Raw genomic sequence first — 17,174 nt, 5'->3', positions numbered from 1 at the left:
TCAGAGATCGTCTATCTCTTCGGCATCCCAATCTTGTATGGCAAGTCTGCCCTCGAGAAAACGTATGAACGCCTCAAGCTCCAATTGCTGCAAGCATTCTAGCAGCCCAAGAGAGTCTTCTTCATTCACATAACCTTGTTGAATGGCAACCGCATTAACGAATAAGTAGGGATTCCAACTGCCTTGCGATGCGATCTGGGAGAAGGCCATCATAAGCGGGCCGCGAGGAATCGACTGCCCTCTTAGGAAGCTTGCCACCCTAATCTGCAAACCGTGATAAGCAGGATGGTCACCGGCGACTTGAAACCAATATTTCGCGTTATCGAAGTCGCCTTCCCGACGATGAATGATGCCATGCAAAGCTGCGCCTGTCTGAGTATTCATAGGTTGGACAAGCTCATGCGCCGCGATCAAGCTATCGTTCCACAGATGCAGAGCCGCCTTCCACGCCCGCGCGGACAATTCGCCTTCAGGCCTACCGTCGGCCAACACCGCTTCCGACAGTGCGTCTATCCTTATGTCCAAACCGGGATGCCAAGCATTGTCTGGCATTAAATGCGGTAAACGCTTGCGATTCTTGAGCCGTAAGATCAGCTGAATCCGAAGCTCGGTTTCTCGAATGCGCTCATCTTGGCTAATAGACAGAGCATCCTCCATGTTAGCCTCCTAGAATACCATCTTTTTACAAGACCATATCCCAATGAGCGAAAATTGTCGAGAACATTTTTGTAAACTTGATAGCCAAAAAAAGCTAGCACGGGTCATAAAGACCCGTACTAGCTCCCGTAATCGCAATGGATTATTTGCCGTGAAATACTTCCGGCGTTGTCATTTTATCGTAGAATTCGGTGAACTGATCGCGTTTGTCCGATGCTCTCCAGCCCATAGCCGAACGAGGATGCTCGTCCAACGTTCCCGTGATCATATCCGGGATGAGGTATCCCCACTCTTCCTTCTCGCGCAGCTTGATCATATGCTTCTCGATCATGCCCAGCACGGGGCGAAGGCTGTACTCCGGACGGGTAAGCTTTGCCAACAGAAGCTCTGTCGGCGTGTTGCCCGCAGCGCGTCCCATTCCGTAAACGGAAGCATCAAGGAATTCAACGCCCAGTTGAGCTGCCGTCAACGTGTTGGCGAAAGCGAGTTGCAGATTGTTATGCGTATGAACGCCTAAACGTTTATTCTTCAGGGCACGACGGAATTTCTCCACTAGAAAACGCATATCATCCGGGTCCAAGCTGCCGAAGGAATCCACGATGTATACGACATCGATCGGACTGTCGTTGATCATCGCCAGCGCCTCGTTCAGCTCGTTGTCCATTACGCCGGACAGAGCCATGATGTTAATGGTCGTCTCGTATCCGCGCTCATGGAACAAAGTCGCAAGTTCGATTGCCTTTGCCGTATCGCGAGCGTAACAAGCGACCCGGATCAGATCGAGCATCGACTCGCTGCGCATAAGAACGTCCGCTTCGTCTACGCGGCCTACGTCAACCAGCGCGGAAAGTTTCGTTTTCTTCTTTTCGCCGATGACTTTACGCAAGAAATCATCGTCCAGGAATCTCCATGGCCCTTCGGTGCCTTCGCTTTTCAGAAGCTTAGGGGAGTTCTTATAGCCGACTTCCATGTACTCAACTCCGGAAGCGTTGAGCGATTCGTACAAATCCTGCACGAATTCCACGCTGAAATCCCAATTGTTAACAAGTCCTCCATCGCGGATGGTGCAATCCACGATCTTGCAATGATTCGTCTGATTATGTACCGTCATGTCCTTTAATTCTCCTTTTCTCCTGCTTGTGCGGTTGCGAAACATAATGCTTATTAGTTTACATCAAACCTGGTTTCTTTGCTACCACTAATGCAACTGCTTCCGTTAGCCGAATATCGTTCGGACGGTTATCCGCTATCCATCATGCGAAATGAAATACGATTTCTTCATCCCGGTAATCGATTTTCAGGCTTTTACCTTCCAGAAACCAGACGTCTTTGCTCTCCATGTAGAAAGTAATTCGATCCGCAACCGTCGTTACCGCAGCGTCAAGCGGAGTATCTCTCGTGATGCCGAATGCGAACGGCACCTCTCCTCCGCTTACGTAGCGCACGAAGACGCGTACCGTCTCATCGTTGCTGATTCCCCATTCCCCTTTGAAGCATGACAGCGCGGAAGGCGTAATAATCAATTCCACGTCCAACACCTCATCTCTCACTATTGGGTACCCTTACATTTTAATCCATTATGGCATGAGACGTCCACGAGAAGTAATGTACAGAAGGTACCATTCCTCGCGGGTTAATACGACTTTATCCGCTTCTCCGCAAGCCACGATGCGCTCTGGATTAACGGTACCGATTACGGGTTGGATGTGGGCTGGATGCCGCAGGAGGAACGCCAGTACGATTGCTTCTCTAGTCGTATTCTTCTCTTCCGCCAATCGGGCGACCAAGGCAGCCGTTGCTTGAACTTCGGCGCTCTCCCCGGAAATATCCTTGCCGCTATAGACTCCCTTGGACAAAGGGCCCCATGCTTGCAATTGGACGTTGTTGAGCCTGCAATACTCGATCGTGCCTTCCGGGAACGAGCTGAGCTTGCCCGCTTCTTGATTGACATGGACTACGGAATCCAACCAATCGAGCTTCAGCAAGCTTAGTTCAAGCTGATTCGCTACTAACGGCTCGTCCAAATAAGCTTGCAGCAGCTTCATTTGCCCCTCGCTCATATTCGATACGCCTAAGCTTCCGACCTTGCCGGACGCTTTAAGTTTATGGAAAGCTTCCGCGATTTCTTCAGGATCGGCGAGAGGATCAGGACGGTGTAAAAGCAAAACATCGATTTTCTCGACGCTCAATCGTTCCAATATACCATCTACGCTTGATAGAATATGCTCCTTTGAGAAATCGAAACGAGTACGGGGATAGTCCTCCGTGCCCAATCGAATTCCGCATTTGGATTGCAGCAGGATGGAATCCCTTAACTCCGGTCTCTCCTTCAGCACTTGACCGAATACCTTCTCCGCTTTCCCCCACGTGTAGATGTCCGCATGGTCGAACATGTTGATTCCGATCGATAAAGCCGCATCTACCGCTTCATGCGCTTGTTTGACGTGCTCGGCAGTAATCGGATCTTGATTCCAGCCCCCGCCAAGTCTCATGCAGCCTAACACGAGCTGGCTTGCCGAAAATCCATGTTTATTAAAAGGAATGATTTTGCCCATTAGATGATCCTCCGCTCTATTCGTTGTTAGCTATTAAATACACCTCTATTATGAGCGAAGCGATGTTCAACTGCAAAAAGAAAACCGCTAATCGGCTAGATCGGCGGTTCGTTCTCGTTCCTTATACCGGAAAGCCTAATCGGCTTGGCGCGGATGGATAGCGATTAGAATGGAGTGTCTGCTCCATGTCGTTGATGGCGATGGAAGCCATCTTCGAGGTTAGCTCTTGAAACCAATGCTCATCCCTCGTCGATAACGCAATATCAATTAAGCTCCGGATAGCCTCCGAGTCATGCGGAGAATAATCAGGCAGCTTTCTGAGCCACCGTTCGCGCACGACGACGGGTTTACCAACCGATTCAACGTTATCGGACTTAACGGTATAGACGGTCGCCATTCCCTGTTGATCATCCAAATCTTCGACGAATCCGTGAATCAATTCCCCGTTTTTCGTTTTTGCCAACACCCAATCACTGATTTCGACTTTCATCTTCAACACCGCCTATCCGTGAATTTTAATACTCTTTAAGACGTACAAACTGTAATGACTATTGTTACATTTGAGTTAAAAAAATGACGATTAGCCCGCTCGTTCGGCTGTCGTCGATTTCTAACTGCTTACTGTAATAATATGCATTACAGTTGCTTTTGTCAACAGAACTTCTATCCTTAAGAATCCGCGAACGATCCAGTAGCCTATGAAGCAGCGCGAAAGACTGTTCGTGGCGATCGGTTTCCATGCGTATAAGACCGAGAACCCTATCCGGATTCTCAGCCTTATCGCCTATCAACTGTAATCAAACTATCAAAATATCAAATTAAACTCATTATTGCCGATCGCTCGGCTTGAAGACAAAAGGAGCTAGCACTAAAGCAAGCACTAGAAGCGCTCCACCCGCAAATGTTGCTATCCCATAAGTCTGCAGCCACATCGGTCCGTCGGCAGCTTGGTCGTACAACCAACCGCCTGCGATCGGACCAATAAAACCGGCAATACCCGTTAGCGCCGAGAATACGGCGACATACATCGGCCTTTCCGACTTCGGCGAGTCCCCGATCAAGAAGTTGAACACTAGCAGATTATAGCCTGCAAACCCGAAGCCTAGCAAAACGTGCACGATAATCAGTATAAGAATAGCGGGCAATATCGCCATCCCGGCCCATACCGCGCAGGAAGCCGCAATAAGCGGAAATGTCCATAAGAGCAGCGTATTCGTGGAATACTTGCTATTCAACACGCCCCAATAATAATAGCTGACCATCATAACTAGATTCTGAAGCATAATGATTAACGTCACTTTACTCGTGCTCAAATCGATAACTTCGAGCATCACGTAGGAGAAAAGCGGAATGACGATATTTTGCAATAAAATAAAGACCGATATGAACAGAGTTGCCGAAACAAACCTTCGATCCGCGAACGGTCGTAAAAACAACTTAAGCGATCCTCCGCTTTCCGATGGTTGAAAGGGAGGATTGGGATAACGAGATAGCGCCCAACCATTCCAAATCACGCATAGAGCGCTTACAGCGAACAGTACGGTAAACCCCCGCGAACCCGGCAGCCATTCCATAATCTGTCCGCCCGCCAGCAGCGTGACGCATACGACCGCCCAATGGATCGTATTCCGTATGCCGAAATACTTGCCTCTTATCGCCGGGGGAACGACATCGGCCATCAAGGATGTCCAGACGACTCCTCCGGCCTGACCGGAAATCATCGATATCAGCCATAACGCGAGATAAACCGGAATCCATGCGTCCTCTGTAAAGGTAAGCGGTATTAGTCCGGTTGCCACCCATAGGGTTCGATGGACAACCCCGAACAGCATAACGAATAACCGACGGTTCTGCCACTTCTGCATAGCGAAAGCGATAAAGATTTGAATAAGCAGAGCAAAGGGGGGGATGGCCAATACAAAACCAATATGAAAAGCGGTAAATCCAAGATAGGTCAAATACACGGTTTGCAAAGGCCCGCCTAGCAAGTTTGCTAATATATTCGCGGGTATTCCCTCGATGAGGGAAATTCTCAAGCTTCTGCGATTTTCGGATTCCGTCTGCCTGCCCATCGCTAGCGATTGTCTAAATCCCCTTGTGATTTTACTCATTTAATAGTTCCCCCATGTTGTACCGGCTGCCTGCAGAGGTCGTTCAATCGTTCCTTGTTATCCTTCTTCCGCTTCGCTTTGAATGTATTCCAGTAGGGAGCGAACCATTACTCCCGTGCCGCCTTTGCTCTCGAAGCCCCTGTCGCTCCACATCCAAGCCGTCCCCCCGATATCCAGATGGATCCAAGGGCGATCTTGAGCGAATGCATGGACGAACAACGCACCGGCGATCGCGCCGGCCCATGCTCCGCCATGATTTTTCACATCGGCTACATCGCTCTTGAGCATGCTTCGATATTCGGGATAAGTCGGTAACGGCCATACGTATTCTCCCGCGCGACGAGCACTCTTAAGAAAGCCGTCCAGCATCGTCTCTTCGTTCGTAAACGCGCCCGTCGTCACGTCTCCCAGCGCATGCATGACCGCGCCGGTTAAAGTTGCTACATCAATAAGCTTCGTCGCTCCTTGCCGCAGAGCCGTCTCCAGGCCGTCAGCCAAGACGATCCGCCCTTCCGCATCGGTATTCAGAACTTCAACGGATTTGCCGCTATACGTTCGAATGACGTCTCCCGGTTTAAAAGCGTTGCCCGAGGGCATATTCTCGGCGGCAGGAATAACCGCCACCACGTTTAGCGCGGGCTTGCTTTCTCCGACCGCCCGCATCACGCCCATGATTGCCGCCGCGCCACCCATATCGGAGATCATTTCCTCCATGCCGGCCGCCTTCTTAATGGAAATGCCACCCGTGTCGAAGGTTACGCCTTTACCGATAAGACCCAGCGTCTCCGAGGATTCCGGGTTGCCGCGATGATGGATAACGATCATACGAGGCGGATTTGCGCTTCCTTGTCCCACGGCTAGTAGACCGCCCATTCCTTCTTGAGCCGCTTCATTCTCATCATAGATGCGGCAGTCTAATCCATACCGCATTGCAAGAGACCTCGCTTCTTCCGCAAGCCGTTCCGGAGTCAGAAGATTGGCCGGTTCGTTCGTCAGTTCGCGCGCATAACACGCAGCATTGGCCGCCAGATACCCTCGCAGCAATCCTTGTTCCCACTCTCTCCTTGCATCCTCGGTTTCGAGCACGAATTCGATTTCGGAGAGCTCAGCCTGCGCCCTCCCCTTAAGGGCCCTGCTGTTCCTCCGATACAATCCCAATAGCAAACCTTCCATTAACGCCTGAGAGGCCGCACTTATGTCCTGCTCTGCTAAAGATTGAGTAAATCCCGCAGGCAAGACAAAGGCGGCCTTCCGTATGCGATATTCCAACAATGCCGCTCCAACGCTTCCCGCTGCATCGCGAAGCGCTTTCAATGAATAGGGCGCGGCATCGCATCCTACATATATAGCATAGGGCTCCGGTTGAAGCCCCAGTGTGGAAAACATCGCTGTTTGTCCGGGTTTTCCATCGTAAACTCCACGGCGAACCCGTTCCTTCAACGCTTGGTCCAGCGTCGAATTCAGGATTTGACGGTCACCATCGACCGCTTGACGATCCGCTAACACGATAACGATATCTGCCGGTTGTTGAGAGCTTCTTGAGCTCGGCCCCTCAGTCGTCCATTTCAGAGACCAATCTGTCCATAACATACCTGATGTCCCACCCTAAGTTAATCTGATACTTAAAGAGGTTGTTCAAAAAGTCATCGAACCTGACTTTTTGAACTCTCACTTAAACCAGATTCTACTCCGTTTACTCGACATAAGGCAAATAAATTAAAAATTCCGTTCCTTCGTCCAATTGGCTCTCTACGTGGATCATCCCGCCATGGTTATTAATGATCCGATAGCTTACCGACAACCCTAAGCCAGTCCCTTCTTCTTTCGTCGTAAAAAAGGGATCGAACAGCCGGTTGAGCGTAGCACGTTGCATCCCTTTGCCGTTATCCTTAATCGAGATCAAAGCGTAATGGCCTTCCTGCCTAGAGGTGATTACGATGCGGCCTCTACGTTCATCTTGCGTCTCTTCTATGGCGTCCATCGCATTTTTAATAATATTCAATAGCACCTGCTTAATTTGCTTCACGTCAACGCCGACGGTCAAATAAGGATCGAAAATCTCGTTATGGATTTCGCAGCCCTTCATTAGGGCTTCACTCTCCGAGAGCATGATCGTTTCTTTCAATAGCAGCCCTACTAGAACTTTCTGTTTCATAGGGGCAGATGGCTTGGAGGAGTTCAAAAACTCGAAAATGATATCGTTAGCCCGATCGATCTCCGAAAGGATGATCCTACCGTACTCTTCTTTGCCGATTTCCTTAAGAAACGGGTTTAATAATTGTATAAATCCTCGAATCGAGGTTAACGGATTTCGTATCTCATGCGCGATCGCCGCGGCTATCTTGCCTAGCATCGCCAGCTTATCGTTCTGAAATGCGGCTTGTTCGATCTGCTTATATTCGGATACGTCCTTAACGCTAATGAGATAGTCGCCGCCCAGTTCGTCGATCTGCGAGATGCTGACGAGCAGAAATCTACCGTTCACATCCTGGAATTCACCGTGAAACCGGTGATACTGTACCATTTCCCTGAAAATTCGCAAGAAGTTTTTACGAACGGACAATTGGAGATTACCGTGAAAAAAAAGCTGATAAAGCGTACATCCGATCAGGGACCTTCGCGGGGCTTGCAGCATTCGGGACATTTGGACGTTCAGAAACCGTAAATTCCCGGCTCCGTCAAACAGGGCAACTCCGCTGTCCATATGCTGGAGTACTGTTTCGAACTTATTCGGATGTTCATCCTCCATCGGCGCCGAATGGATTGCGCTAGTGCTCAATAGCAGTCGTTCCGTCTCTGCTTCTTCCATGGCGGCCGCTCCTTCCGGAAGTCTTATCGACATAAGGAGTTCCGTTATAAACAAAAGAGACCGGTGAACTAACGTCATCCGATCTTCGGGTTCGACATACGAAAGCAGAAATTTCACGCTCTCTTCGTGATGCTCCAAAATATCATCCGTTGGCAAATCACTTAGCTCGCGCCATAACTCCTTTGTCTCCGGACGTACGATCTGTCCACCGCTACGAACAAACTCCGCCAGAATCGGAAAATAACGTGTTCGCCATCCGTCCATTTCGAATATTCCCCCATCATCAGAACTGCAATCATGGCAAACGATCAAATTAATCAAATCATAGCCATTAATGAGCATATATGTCAACGAGAGAAGTTGTCGAGTGGTGGCGAACATTCCATGTTCAGCGATGCCCGCTGTCCTGCTTATCACCGGAGCCTTCGCGTTCCGCATCTTTACGGTCTTTCCGGTCGTTATTGTTTCCTTTATCGTCTTTGTTTTTATCTTTATCTTTGTTTTTATCTTTATCTTTGTTGTTGTCTTTGTTCTTGTCTTTGTACTTGTCTTTATACTTGTCTTTGTTTTTATCTTTGTTTTTATCTTTGTTCATATCTTTGTTCTTATCTTTGTTCTTATCTTTGTCCTTATTCTTATTTTCTTTATCTTTATCGCTTTTGTTTCCTTTATCTTGTGTGCCGTGCTTATAGTTATCCTTGCGATTGAAATCGTTTTTTTGTTTTTTATCGTTTATATCGTTCTTTTTACCTATTTCGTCCCGATCATCATCAGGACCTTTCTCATCCTTGGCAGCTTGCTTCTGCTCATACTTGCCCATGACCTTATCGACGCCCCCCCATGAAGCGGCAATATCCTTTAACGACTTTGACTTTAGCGTCTCCAGCGAGACCTGATGGCCTTGGCTTTGCGATTCCAGCCAGAACGCCATCTTTCCTGAAGAAACTCCGTTCTTGTTAGCCTCTTCCCGAATTTCCTTGGGCACGGAAACCGTCGTGACTTCCAGTTTGGTGCTTGGCTCGGGTTGCCCCCGCTTCGTTGCTTCGTTCAATATATGAGTCATTTTCAATGTGACGTTATTTTCCCACTGTTTCTCGAGCGCCTTAACCGGCACGCTTGCGATCACGACCTCTAAATCGTCTTTCGTAAGAACATGCTCTTCGACGAGCCTATCGGCAAGCAGTTTCATCACCGATTCTAAATCTCGGCCGCGGAATTTCAACCCCTCGACCAAAGCCTTTGCATCTTCATTAACCGCCCTTAGCTCCCTTACCTTCTCGCTCGCGTCCAAGCCTAGCTCAATGCTCGGATTAATATCCATCGTCACATAGGCAACGACCGGAGGAGTCCGAAATACTAAGAAACCAATGAGCACAAGGAATACCATCGAGACGAGCGCTCCAGCTTGTATTAACCGCCGCCGTAATCGGGGGACAGCACGTTCCATCAAATAATCGGTAATTTCGTCCCCGATCTCGAACCGGTCTTGTCTCTTCACGCGAACGAACTGCCCGTCCGGCGTAAGGATGACCGCCGAGCTTCTATGTAGTGCCATTACCGTTCCGCGATTCATGGCGTAGCCCCCCTTTCTTCTCGATCCATGCCGATATATTCCTGTAAAAAAGGATAAGTGCCGTAAGCAATCAAGCTTACCGCGATTAAGTATTTGCGGTGGCGCTCGACAGTCTTTCGGGATACCCCCTCCGCCTCGCACAGTTCTTTGATCGGCAACTGCCTTTTATCGCGAAGAAAGTTAAACATCGTTTCCTCACTCGCGAGTCTTCTCCCCATTCTTAGCAAAACGGCTCTTGAATCTTGATGGCGAGGCGACGTTGTGACTAGATCATGGAACGTAATTCCGAACAACGCCAGTTCCTCCGTCAAAGCCGCTATCTCCAGCTTTCGCTCGTCCGAGGTTCGTTCTAATTGGTAAGCATCTATCGATTGCGCGACGTCGATCCGATTGATCGAGCCCGCGTTGTCTTCGGAATCCGTATCAAAGGCGCTATAGGGTATGGTGGCGGCATGTCTGTTCTCTTGCCTGACGTAATCGATCAGCCTTCGATTAATGACCGTTTCCGCAAAACCCAAAAACAACCTGCCTCCTTCCGCTGAAAATCCGGTAATGGCCTCGTCGAACGCCGCAAGGGCTACGCTGTAAGCATCATCCCGCTGCGGATCGATATACCGGCGAAAAAAACGGCTGGTTGTCTTTAATAAGTATGGACGATACTGACGAATCAGCTCGTTACGAAGCTCATCGTTTCCATTCTGGATTTGCTCGACTAAGCGTTCCGGAGCGCCACCTTCGTTAGGAGCTCGCGATTCTCTGCCAGTCAGGTGTAACCATTTTTTGAAAAGTACGAGCAGCACTCGCTCACCCCACATTCATAACATTCGGAAACGCGTCGATTTTTAAGGGGGTCTCCTCTGCAAGAAAATAAAAAAAGACCGTCTTAAGCAGAAGAAATCCACTTAGGGCGGCCTTCGGTACTTCATCTTCTTATGCTTATCCAGGGCAAATCTTAAATCGTGCCCCCCGGGGTCCGTTTAAGCTTCAGCTTATGGCGTCTCTGACTTAAGACGATTAGACGCTTCTTCAATTGTTGCTCCCACTCCTGATCGCCGATTTCCTTGGCGAACGTCAGCAGATCGAGCGACATATCGATTTGATTTTGTACGATCTGCATCGGATCTTCCTCTTCGTTGTTCACGCAATTCTCATTGAGGGCTTTATCCGACTCATCAACGTAATCATGGAAGTCGACTTCTGATGCTCCGTCGCCATGCGCATATTCGGCCAGGATTTCATACTCGTTCTCCACCAGATAGTGGACTTCGATCCGGTGACATACCGGGCAAAACAAGATCGGTACGTTATGGATGCGCGTTCGGTAATGCTTTAATGTCCCCTTCGTTCCAATCATGCTGGCTCCACAGCAAAAGCTCATCGCCTTCCCTCCTTCAAATCAGCATCTGTTATTCTTCTCACTATATTCTATATCCATGAACACAATTCCTGCCGCAAATGATTTCCAATAGGGCAAAAAACTCCCCGGAACGATGTTCCGAGGAGTTGATCTTATGCATTTATTATTTCGCGACGAGGTGCTTGTCGCCTGCTTTCCAGTTCATTGGGCACAGCCCGCCGGATTGCAAAGCTTGCAGTACGCGAAGAGTTTCCTCAACGCTGCGGCCTACATCGTTATGGTTAACGACTTGATATTTCAATTCGCCGTCTGGATCGATAATGAACAAACCGCGAAGCGCGATTCCTTCTTCTTCGATCAGAACGCCGTAGTCGCGAGCGACTTGTTTCGTGATGTCCGCGCCAAGCGGATGGTTCAGTTGGCCAAGACCGTTATCGTTCTTAGGCGTGTTGATCCATGCACGGTGGCTATGTTTGCTATCTACGCTGACGCCCAGAACTTCTGTGTTCAGGCCTTTGAATACTTCAGCAGCTTCGGAAAGTGCAGTGATTTCCGTAGGGCATACGAAAGTGAAATCCAGCGGATAGAAGTACAATACCAACCATTTGCCACGGTAATCGGACAACGATACTTTACCGAATTCTTTACCGTCTCCATTAGCAGTTTCCAAAGTGAAGTCCGGTGCCGGACGACCTACCAAACGCTCTGCCATTACTGTTTACCTCCTGTAAGCCCGACCTTGTCGCCAGTGCTTTTCTGTTCAATACTCACGTTTAAAATCGTACCATCCCAGGACAAGCTAGTCAAGATGATAACGATTCTTTTTTTAGAATAATTATAATTAACGATTCATTGCAGCTACGATTAGATCGCCCATTGCCGTCGTACCGATCGCTTTGCTCTTATCGACCGCGATATCGCCCGTGCGGTGTCCCGCATCGAGTACGTTTTTAACCGCCGTTTCAATGACGGTCGCCGCTTCTTCGTATCCCAAAGTTAAACGGAACATCAGAGCAACTGACAAAATCGTAGCGATTGGGTTAGCGATACCTTGTCCGGCAATATCAGGCGCAGAGCCATGAACCGGCTCGTACAATCCGAAGCTACCTTCGCCTAGGGACGCGGAGGACAGCATTCCAATCGAACCTGTCAGCATAGCCGCTTCATCGCTCAGGATATCTCCGAACATATTTTCCGTAACGATAACGTCGAAGCTCGACGGACGGCGCAGCAATTGCATAGCGCAGTTATCTACGAGCACGTGCTCGACTTCAACGTCCGCATACTCAGGTGCGATGCGGTTAACCGTTTCTCTCCACAAGCGGGAAGTTTCAAGTACGTTTGCTTTATCAACAGAAGCAAGACGCTTGCTGCGCTTCTGAGCAACTTCGAATGCTTGACGAACGATACGTTCGATTTCCATGACGTTATATGCACAAGTATCAACCGCTTCTTCACCATGCGGGCTTTCACGACGGAACTTCTCTCCGAAGTAGATGCCGCCCGTAAGCTCGCGAACAACGATAAGATCCGTACCTTCTAGAACTTCAGGCTTCAATGTGGAAGCATCTTTCAAACAATCGAACACGACAGCAGGACGGATGTTGGAGAACAATCCGAGCGCTTTACGAATGCCGAGCAATCCGGTTTCCGGACGAAGCTCCTTGGAATTGTTGTCCCATTTTGGACCGCCAACAGCGCCGAGAAGAACGGCATCCGCTTTGCGGCACATGTCCAGTGTATCTTGCGGCAACGGAGTGCCTCTCTCGTCAATTGCGATTCCGCCGAACAAACCATGCTCAAGCTCGAATTTGTAGCCGAACAATTCTTCCGTGCGTTTCAATACTTTTTCTGCTTCCGCAACGACTTCAGGACCGATTCCGTCACCGGCGATGACGGCGATTTTTTTAACTTCTGACATAAGTATGATTCACTCCAATTTAGGTATAGGTTGTCCAATGAGACCTTCTCTCAATTGTAGTACATTTAACCGCGAGAGGCAAAATAGATAAAATCTATTACTTTAATAGGCTGTAACTATATTTATGAAATGGCCTCTCTCACCGTGGCTGCTGCAGTCCGGTATTTCCTGACTTCAGCTCACTTTCGACGCTCCTCAGTCTCTGTAGTCCGGTTTCACCGAATCGCCATAAAAAAGCGATGAACAGGAAGCTCCTGCCCACCGCTTGAATCTGTCAGCTATTTCACCAATACGCTTTCCATCGCCTGATTCAGGCGCTTCATCCCAATGATCGTTCTCTCGAAGTCATTGTGCGTGAAGTTAAGGCGCATCGTGTTCGTTCCGGAGCTATCCGCGAAGAAGGAGACTCCCGGAACGAAGGCCACGTCCAGATCGACGGCTGTCTTGAGCAGGTCGCCGGTATCGATCGATTTCGGCAGCTCGAGCCAGAAGAACATGCCGCCCTTCGGCTCGTTCCAGACGACGCCCGGCCATTGCTGTTCGTGTAACAGGTCAGCCATCTGTCGCATACGACTTTCGTACTCCTTGCGAACGAACTCGATATGCCCGTCGAGATCGAAATGCTCCATAAGCTGATACAGCGTCTGTTGATCCAGCGAGCTGGAATGCAAATCTGCCGCTTGTTTGGCCCGGGCCATATGGCGAATAAGATCAGGATCGCCCATTACCCATCCTGTGCGTAACGCTGGAGCTACGGTTTTGGAGAATGTGCTCGTGTACACGACGCACGAACCTTTCGGGTGCTGGTCTAACGAGAACAGCGACGGATACGTTACCGATGCGTCCCCGAACTTCAGCTCGCCGTACGGATCGTCCTCAAGAATAAGTGCATCGCTCGCCCGACATAGCTTAATAACGCCATGACGGCGTTCCAAGCTCCAAGCTTTGCCCGTCGGATTCGAGAATGTAGGAATGACATATACTAGTTTGGGCTTGTATTCCTTAAGCTTAGCTTCTAAGTCGTCAAGCACCATGCCGTTCTCGTCCGCATCGACGGAAACGAGCTTTGCTCCGTAAGAGCGGAATACTTGCAAAGCTGACAGGTAGGTCGGCTTCTCGACCAGGATAACGTCGCCGGCATCGATATAAATGCGAGCGAGCAGATCGATAGCTTGCTGCGAGCCTGTCGTCAGCAGCATATCGTCAGGCGTGACTGTAATCCCTTTGCGTCCCATCCATTTGCAGATGCTTTCGCGAAGCGGCAAGTAACCTTCGGTCAATCCGTATTGCAACGCTTTATTGCCTGCGGCAAGCACCCGCTCGAAGGCTTCCCCGATCGCCGCGACCGGAAAATGCTCTTCAGCCGGCAAGCCTCCAGCGAATGAAATAATCGATTTCTTCTGCGTCAGCTTCAGAATTTCCCGAACGGCCGACGATGAGAACGTATCCAGTCTCTTCGAAAATTGATAGTTCATCCAACGATCCCCATTTCTTAGATCAACGTGACGTTATCGCGACGATTGCGAGCCGGTGCATTACGCTTATCGATAAGCCTGTTCAAAGCGTCGACGTAGGCGCGAGCGCTCGCTTCCAGAATATCCGTACTTACTCCGCGGCCTTGCGCGGACGAATCGTTTTGTTTCAGAACGACATGAACTTCGCCTAACGCATCCGTCCCGTCGGTTACGGATTTGATCGTATAATCATCCAATTCAACGACTTCGCCACTCAGCGCGTCGATCGCTTGATAGATCGCGTCTACGGAGCCATTGCCTTCAGACTCGCGTTTCACGATGCCATTCTGCGTCTTAAGCGTCACCGTAGCGGTTGGAGTCTCGTGGCTGTTAAAGGACACCACTAACTGCTCAAGCGCGAACACTTCCGGCGTCTCGATGATTTTCTCTTCGAGTAGAGCCCGAATATCTTCATCGCTAACGTTCTTCTTGCGGTCAGCCAAATCTTTAAACTTGCCGAATGCCGCATTGACTTGCTCTTCCGTCAATTGCTCGTAACCGAGATCGATGAGCTTTTCCCGGAAAGCGTGACGTCCGGAGTGCTTGCCCAATACGAGCTTACTGTCCTTAAGGCCTATCGTCTCCGGAGAAATAATCTCGTAAGTCGTTTTCTCCTTCAACATGCCATCCTGATGGATTCCGGATTCATGCGCGAACGCGTTAGCGCCTACAATCGCTTTATTACCCGGAACGACCATACCCGTCAGCTTACTGACTAAGCGACTCGTTCTAGCGATTTCCTTAAGATTAAGCGAGGTTTTCGCTTGAAAATATTCCGCCCTAGTCTCCAGCGTCAACGCTACTTCTTCCAAAGAAGTGTTACCTGCGCGTTCGCCGATTCCGTTAATCGTTCCTTCGATTTGATCGGCGCCGTTCAGAATGGCCGCAAGAGCATTGGCAGTCGCCATGCCAAGATCATCATGACAATGAGCGGACAGTTGAATCGTATCGATTCCAGGCACTTTTTCTTTTAAAGTTTTGAATATATTGCCGAATTCATAAGGCGTCAAATAGCCTACCGTGTCGGGAATGTTCACGACGGTCGCTCCCGCTTTGATCGCCATTTCCGTTACTTCGCATAGGAAATCCAGTTCCGTGCGTCCGGCATCTTCCGGAGAAAACTCGACTTTGTCGAAAAACTGCTTAGCGTAGCGAATGACCCGATCCGCAGTTTCCAATACTTGCTCCTTCTCCATCCGCAGCTTGTGCTTACGGTGAATAGGCGATGTCGCAAGAAACAAATGGATACCCGGATTTTTCGCGCCTTTAAGCGCTTCGACAACTGCGTCCACGTCCTGTTCACGAGAGCGGGCCAGTCCGATGACGGTTGCATTCTTGACCGCGCGCGCAACGGCATTAACCGCCGCTAGATCGCCAGGGGATGCCGCCGGAAATCCGGCTTCGATCCGGTCTACTCCCAATCTTTCCAGTTGCAGGGCGATTTCCACTTTTTCCTGAGTGTTCAGGTTTACGCCGGGAGACTGTTCGCCGTCTCTAAGCGTCGTGTCAAAAATATAAATTTTTCTCATGGTAGGGTCTAACCCGCACCTCCTGAAGCTAATCTAAACTATCTACAGATTATATCATATTCCTTGGAGAGAAAAGGCGACTTCGCAAAAAAGCCCCGTCGGCTGACGGGGCTTAGCTCGTTAAGCACGAGATTTATTTTTTGATCCAGTGCATCATGCCACGCAGTTGAGCGCCGACAACTTCGATCGGGTGCTCAGCTTCGTTACGGCGAGTAGCCGTAAGGAACGCGCGTCCCGATTGGTTCTCAAGGATGAAGTCGCGAGCGAATTTACCTTGTTGGATATCTTGCAGAACGCGTTTCATTTCTTTTTTCGTTTCATCCGTTACCACGCGAGGGCCGGTAACATAGTCGCCGTATTCCGCAGTGTTGGAGATCGAATTGCGCATGGAAGCCATGCCGCCTTCGTACATCATGTCAACGATCAGCTTCAACTCGTGCAAGCACTCGAAGTAAGCCATTTCTGGAGCGTAGCCAGCTTCTACAAGCGTTTCGAAACCAGCTTTAACGAGTGCAGTTGCACCGCCGCAAAGAACAGCTTGCTCACCGAACAAATCCGTTTCCGTTTCTTCACGGAAGGAAGTTTCGATAACTCCCGCACGCGTACAGCCGATTCCTTTAGCATAAGCCATTCCGATTTCGAAAGCTTTGCCAGTTCCGTTCTGATGAATTGCGATAAGTCCCGGTACGCCGAAACCTTCAACGTAAGTACGGCGAACCATGTGACCTGGGGATTTCGGAGCAACCAACAGGACGTCAGCATCCGCAGGAGCTACGATTTGGCCGAAATGTACGTTAAAACCGTGGGAGAACATAAGAGCTGCGCCTTTTTTCAGGTTTGGCTCGATATCGTTCTTGTAGACACTAGCTTGCGTCTCGTCCGGCATTAGAATTTGAACAACGTCCGCTTTGCGTGTAGCGTCAGCAACGGAAAGAACCTCGAAGCCGTCATTGCGCGCGCTATCTGCGGATTTGCCTTCACGAAGACCGATGATAACGTTTACGCCGCTGTCGCGAAGGTTTTGCGCTTGCGCGTGACCTTGGCTACCGTAGCCGATTACTGCGATTGTTTTGCCTTTAAGAACGCCCAGATCGGCGTCTTTCTCGTGAAATAAGTTAACTGCCATTGGATTGTGTTCCTCCTTAAAA

16 protein-coding genes are annotated in these 17,174 nt (G+C 49.6%); all 16 read right to left on the bottom strand.

Annotation, left to right across the window (positions count from 1 at the left end):
• The 16 genes from L3D05_RS04805 to ilvC all read right to left on the bottom strand — a co-directional run bounded on the left by L3D05_RS04805 (position 1) and on the right by ilvC (position 17,152).
• Positions 1-657, bottom strand: coding sequence for a hypothetical protein (locus tag L3D05_RS04805; protein ID WP_239614875.1), 657 nt, complete (start codon positions 655-657; stop codon positions 1-3).
• Between the two features lie 142 nt (positions 658-799).
• Positions 800-1,768 (bottom strand): aldolase catalytic domain-containing protein, encoded by a 969-nt coding sequence (locus L3D05_RS04800; RefSeq protein ID WP_239614874.1) that lies wholly within the window; start codon positions 1,766-1,768, stop codon positions 800-802.
• Between the two features lie 142 nt (positions 1,769-1,910).
• Positions 1,911-2,207: a HesB/YadR/YfhF family protein gene (locus L3D05_RS04795; RefSeq protein WP_239614873.1), complete on the bottom strand. Its 297-nt coding sequence runs from the start codon at positions 2,205-2,207 to the stop codon at positions 1,911-1,913.
• Positions 2,208-2,234: 27 nt separating this feature from the next.
• Entirely contained in the window at positions 2,235-3,212 is a 978-nt protein-coding gene (locus L3D05_RS04790) for an aldo/keto reductase (protein WP_239614872.1), read from the bottom strand.
• 121 nt (positions 3,213-3,333) lie between these two features.
• Complete coding sequence (locus L3D05_RS04785; RefSeq protein WP_239614871.1) at positions 3,334-3,702, bottom strand: hypothetical protein; 369 nt, start codon at positions 3,700-3,702, stop codon at positions 3,334-3,336.
• 337 nt (positions 3,703-4,039) lie between these two features.
• Entirely contained in the window at positions 4,040-5,323 is a 1,284-nt protein-coding gene (locus tag L3D05_RS04780; protein WP_239614870.1) for an MFS transporter, read from the bottom strand.
• 57 nt (positions 5,324-5,380) lie between these two features.
• Positions 5,381-6,913 carry a leucyl aminopeptidase gene (locus tag L3D05_RS04775; protein WP_239614869.1) on the bottom strand — a complete coding sequence of 511 codons (1,533 nt, stop codon included), beginning with the start codon at positions 6,911-6,913 and terminating at the stop codon, positions 5,381-5,383.
• A 103-nt stretch (positions 6,914-7,016) separates the two neighbouring features.
• Complete coding sequence (locus L3D05_RS04770) at positions 7,017-8,396, bottom strand: ATP-binding protein (protein WP_239614868.1); 1,380 nt, start codon at positions 8,394-8,396, stop codon at positions 7,017-7,019.
• Between the two features lie 124 nt (positions 8,397-8,520).
• Positions 8,521-9,705, bottom strand: coding sequence for an anti-sigma factor domain-containing protein (locus L3D05_RS04765; RefSeq protein WP_239614867.1), 1,185 nt, complete (start codon positions 9,703-9,705; stop codon positions 8,521-8,523).
• Entirely contained in the window at positions 9,702-10,505 is an 804-nt protein-coding gene (gene sigI / locus L3D05_RS04760) for an RNA polymerase sigma-I factor (protein ID WP_239614866.1), read from the bottom strand. Before sigI ends, L3D05_RS04765 begins: the two co-directional genes overlap by 4 nt.
• A 152-nt stretch (positions 10,506-10,657) precedes the next feature.
• On the bottom strand, positions 10,658-11,083 hold the full coding sequence (locus tag L3D05_RS04755) for a hypothetical protein (RefSeq protein ID WP_239614865.1): 426 nt from the start codon (positions 11,081-11,083) through the stop codon (positions 10,658-10,660).
• A 142-nt stretch (positions 11,084-11,225) separates the two neighbouring features.
• On the bottom strand, positions 11,226-11,774 hold the full coding sequence (locus tag L3D05_RS04750) for a peroxiredoxin (protein ID WP_239614864.1): 549 nt from the start codon (positions 11,772-11,774) through the stop codon (positions 11,226-11,228).
• Positions 11,775-11,903: 129 nt separating this feature from the next.
• On the bottom strand, positions 11,904-12,983 hold the full coding sequence (gene leuB, locus L3D05_RS04745) for a 3-isopropylmalate dehydrogenase (RefSeq protein WP_239614863.1): 1,080 nt from the start codon (positions 12,981-12,983) through the stop codon (positions 11,904-11,906).
• 278 nt (positions 12,984-13,261) lie between these two features.
• Complete coding sequence (locus L3D05_RS04740) at positions 13,262-14,458, bottom strand: aminotransferase-like domain-containing protein (protein ID WP_239614862.1); 1,197 nt, start codon at positions 14,456-14,458, stop codon at positions 13,262-13,264.
• Between the two features lie 17 nt (positions 14,459-14,475).
• Positions 14,476-16,026: a 2-isopropylmalate synthase gene (locus tag L3D05_RS04735; RefSeq protein WP_239614861.1), complete on the bottom strand. Its 1,551-nt coding sequence runs from the start codon at positions 16,024-16,026 to the stop codon at positions 14,476-14,478.
• Positions 16,027-16,159: 133 nt separating this feature from the next.
• Complete coding sequence (gene ilvC / locus L3D05_RS04730) at positions 16,160-17,152, bottom strand: ketol-acid reductoisomerase (RefSeq protein ID WP_239614860.1); 993 nt, start codon at positions 17,150-17,152, stop codon at positions 16,160-16,162.
• Positions 17,153-17,174 lie beyond the last annotated feature (22 nt).

This window comes from Cohnella mopanensis (assembly GCF_022352055.1).
Classification (GTDB): domain Bacteria; phylum Bacillota; class Bacilli; order Paenibacillales; family Paenibacillaceae; genus Cohnella; species Cohnella mopanensis.
Note: the sequence above shows the minus strand (reverse complement) of the source record. Positions and strands in the feature narration are given on the sequence as shown.

Excerpts from the sequence above, each read along its gene's own strand:
- L3D05_RS04805 (WP_239614875.1), bottom strand. The coding sequence starts at position 657 with ATGGAGGATGCTCTGTCTATTAGCCAAGATGAGCGCATTCGAGAAACC.
- L3D05_RS04800 (WP_239614874.1), bottom strand. The coding sequence starts at position 1,768 with ATGACGGTACATAATCAGACGAATCATTGCAAGATCGTGGATTGCACC.
- L3D05_RS04790 (WP_239614872.1), bottom strand. The coding sequence starts at position 3,212 with ATGGGCAAAATCATTCCTTTTAATAAACATGGATTTTCGGCAAGCCAG.
- L3D05_RS04785 (WP_239614871.1), bottom strand. The coding sequence starts at position 3,702 with ATGAAAGTCGAAATCAGTGATTGGGTGTTGGCAAAAACGAAAAACGGG.
- L3D05_RS04780 (WP_239614870.1), bottom strand. The coding sequence starts at position 5,323 with ATGAGTAAAATCACAAGGGGATTTAGACAATCGCTAGCGATGGGCAGG.
- L3D05_RS04775 (WP_239614869.1), bottom strand. The coding sequence starts at position 6,913 with ATGTTATGGACAGATTGGTCTCTGAAATGGACGACTGAGGGGCCGAGC.
- L3D05_RS04770 (WP_239614868.1), bottom strand. The coding sequence starts at position 8,396 with ATGGACGGATGGCGAACACGTTATTTTCCGATTCTGGCGGAGTTTGTT.
- L3D05_RS04765 (WP_239614867.1), bottom strand. The coding sequence starts at position 9,705 with ATGAATCGCGGAACGGTAATGGCACTACATAGAAGCTCGGCGGTCATC.
- L3D05_RS04755 (WP_239614865.1), bottom strand. The coding sequence starts at position 11,083 with ATGAGCTTTTGCTGTGGAGCCAGCATGATTGGAACGAAGGGGACATTA.
- L3D05_RS04750 (WP_239614864.1), bottom strand. The coding sequence starts at position 11,774 with ATGGCAGAGCGTTTGGTAGGTCGTCCGGCACCGGACTTCACTTTGGAA.
- leuB (WP_239614863.1), bottom strand. The coding sequence starts at position 12,983 with ATGTCAGAAGTTAAAAAAATCGCCGTCATCGCCGGTGACGGAATCGGT.
- L3D05_RS04740 (WP_239614862.1), bottom strand. The coding sequence starts at position 14,458 with ATGAACTATCAATTTTCGAAGAGACTGGATACGTTCTCATCGTCGGCC.
- L3D05_RS04735 (WP_239614861.1), bottom strand. The coding sequence starts at position 16,026 with ATGAGAAAAATTTATATTTTTGACACGACGCTTAGAGACGGCGAACAG.
- ilvC (WP_239614860.1), bottom strand. The coding sequence starts at position 17,152 with ATGGCAGTTAACTTATTTCACGAGAAAGACGCCGATCTGGGCGTTCTT.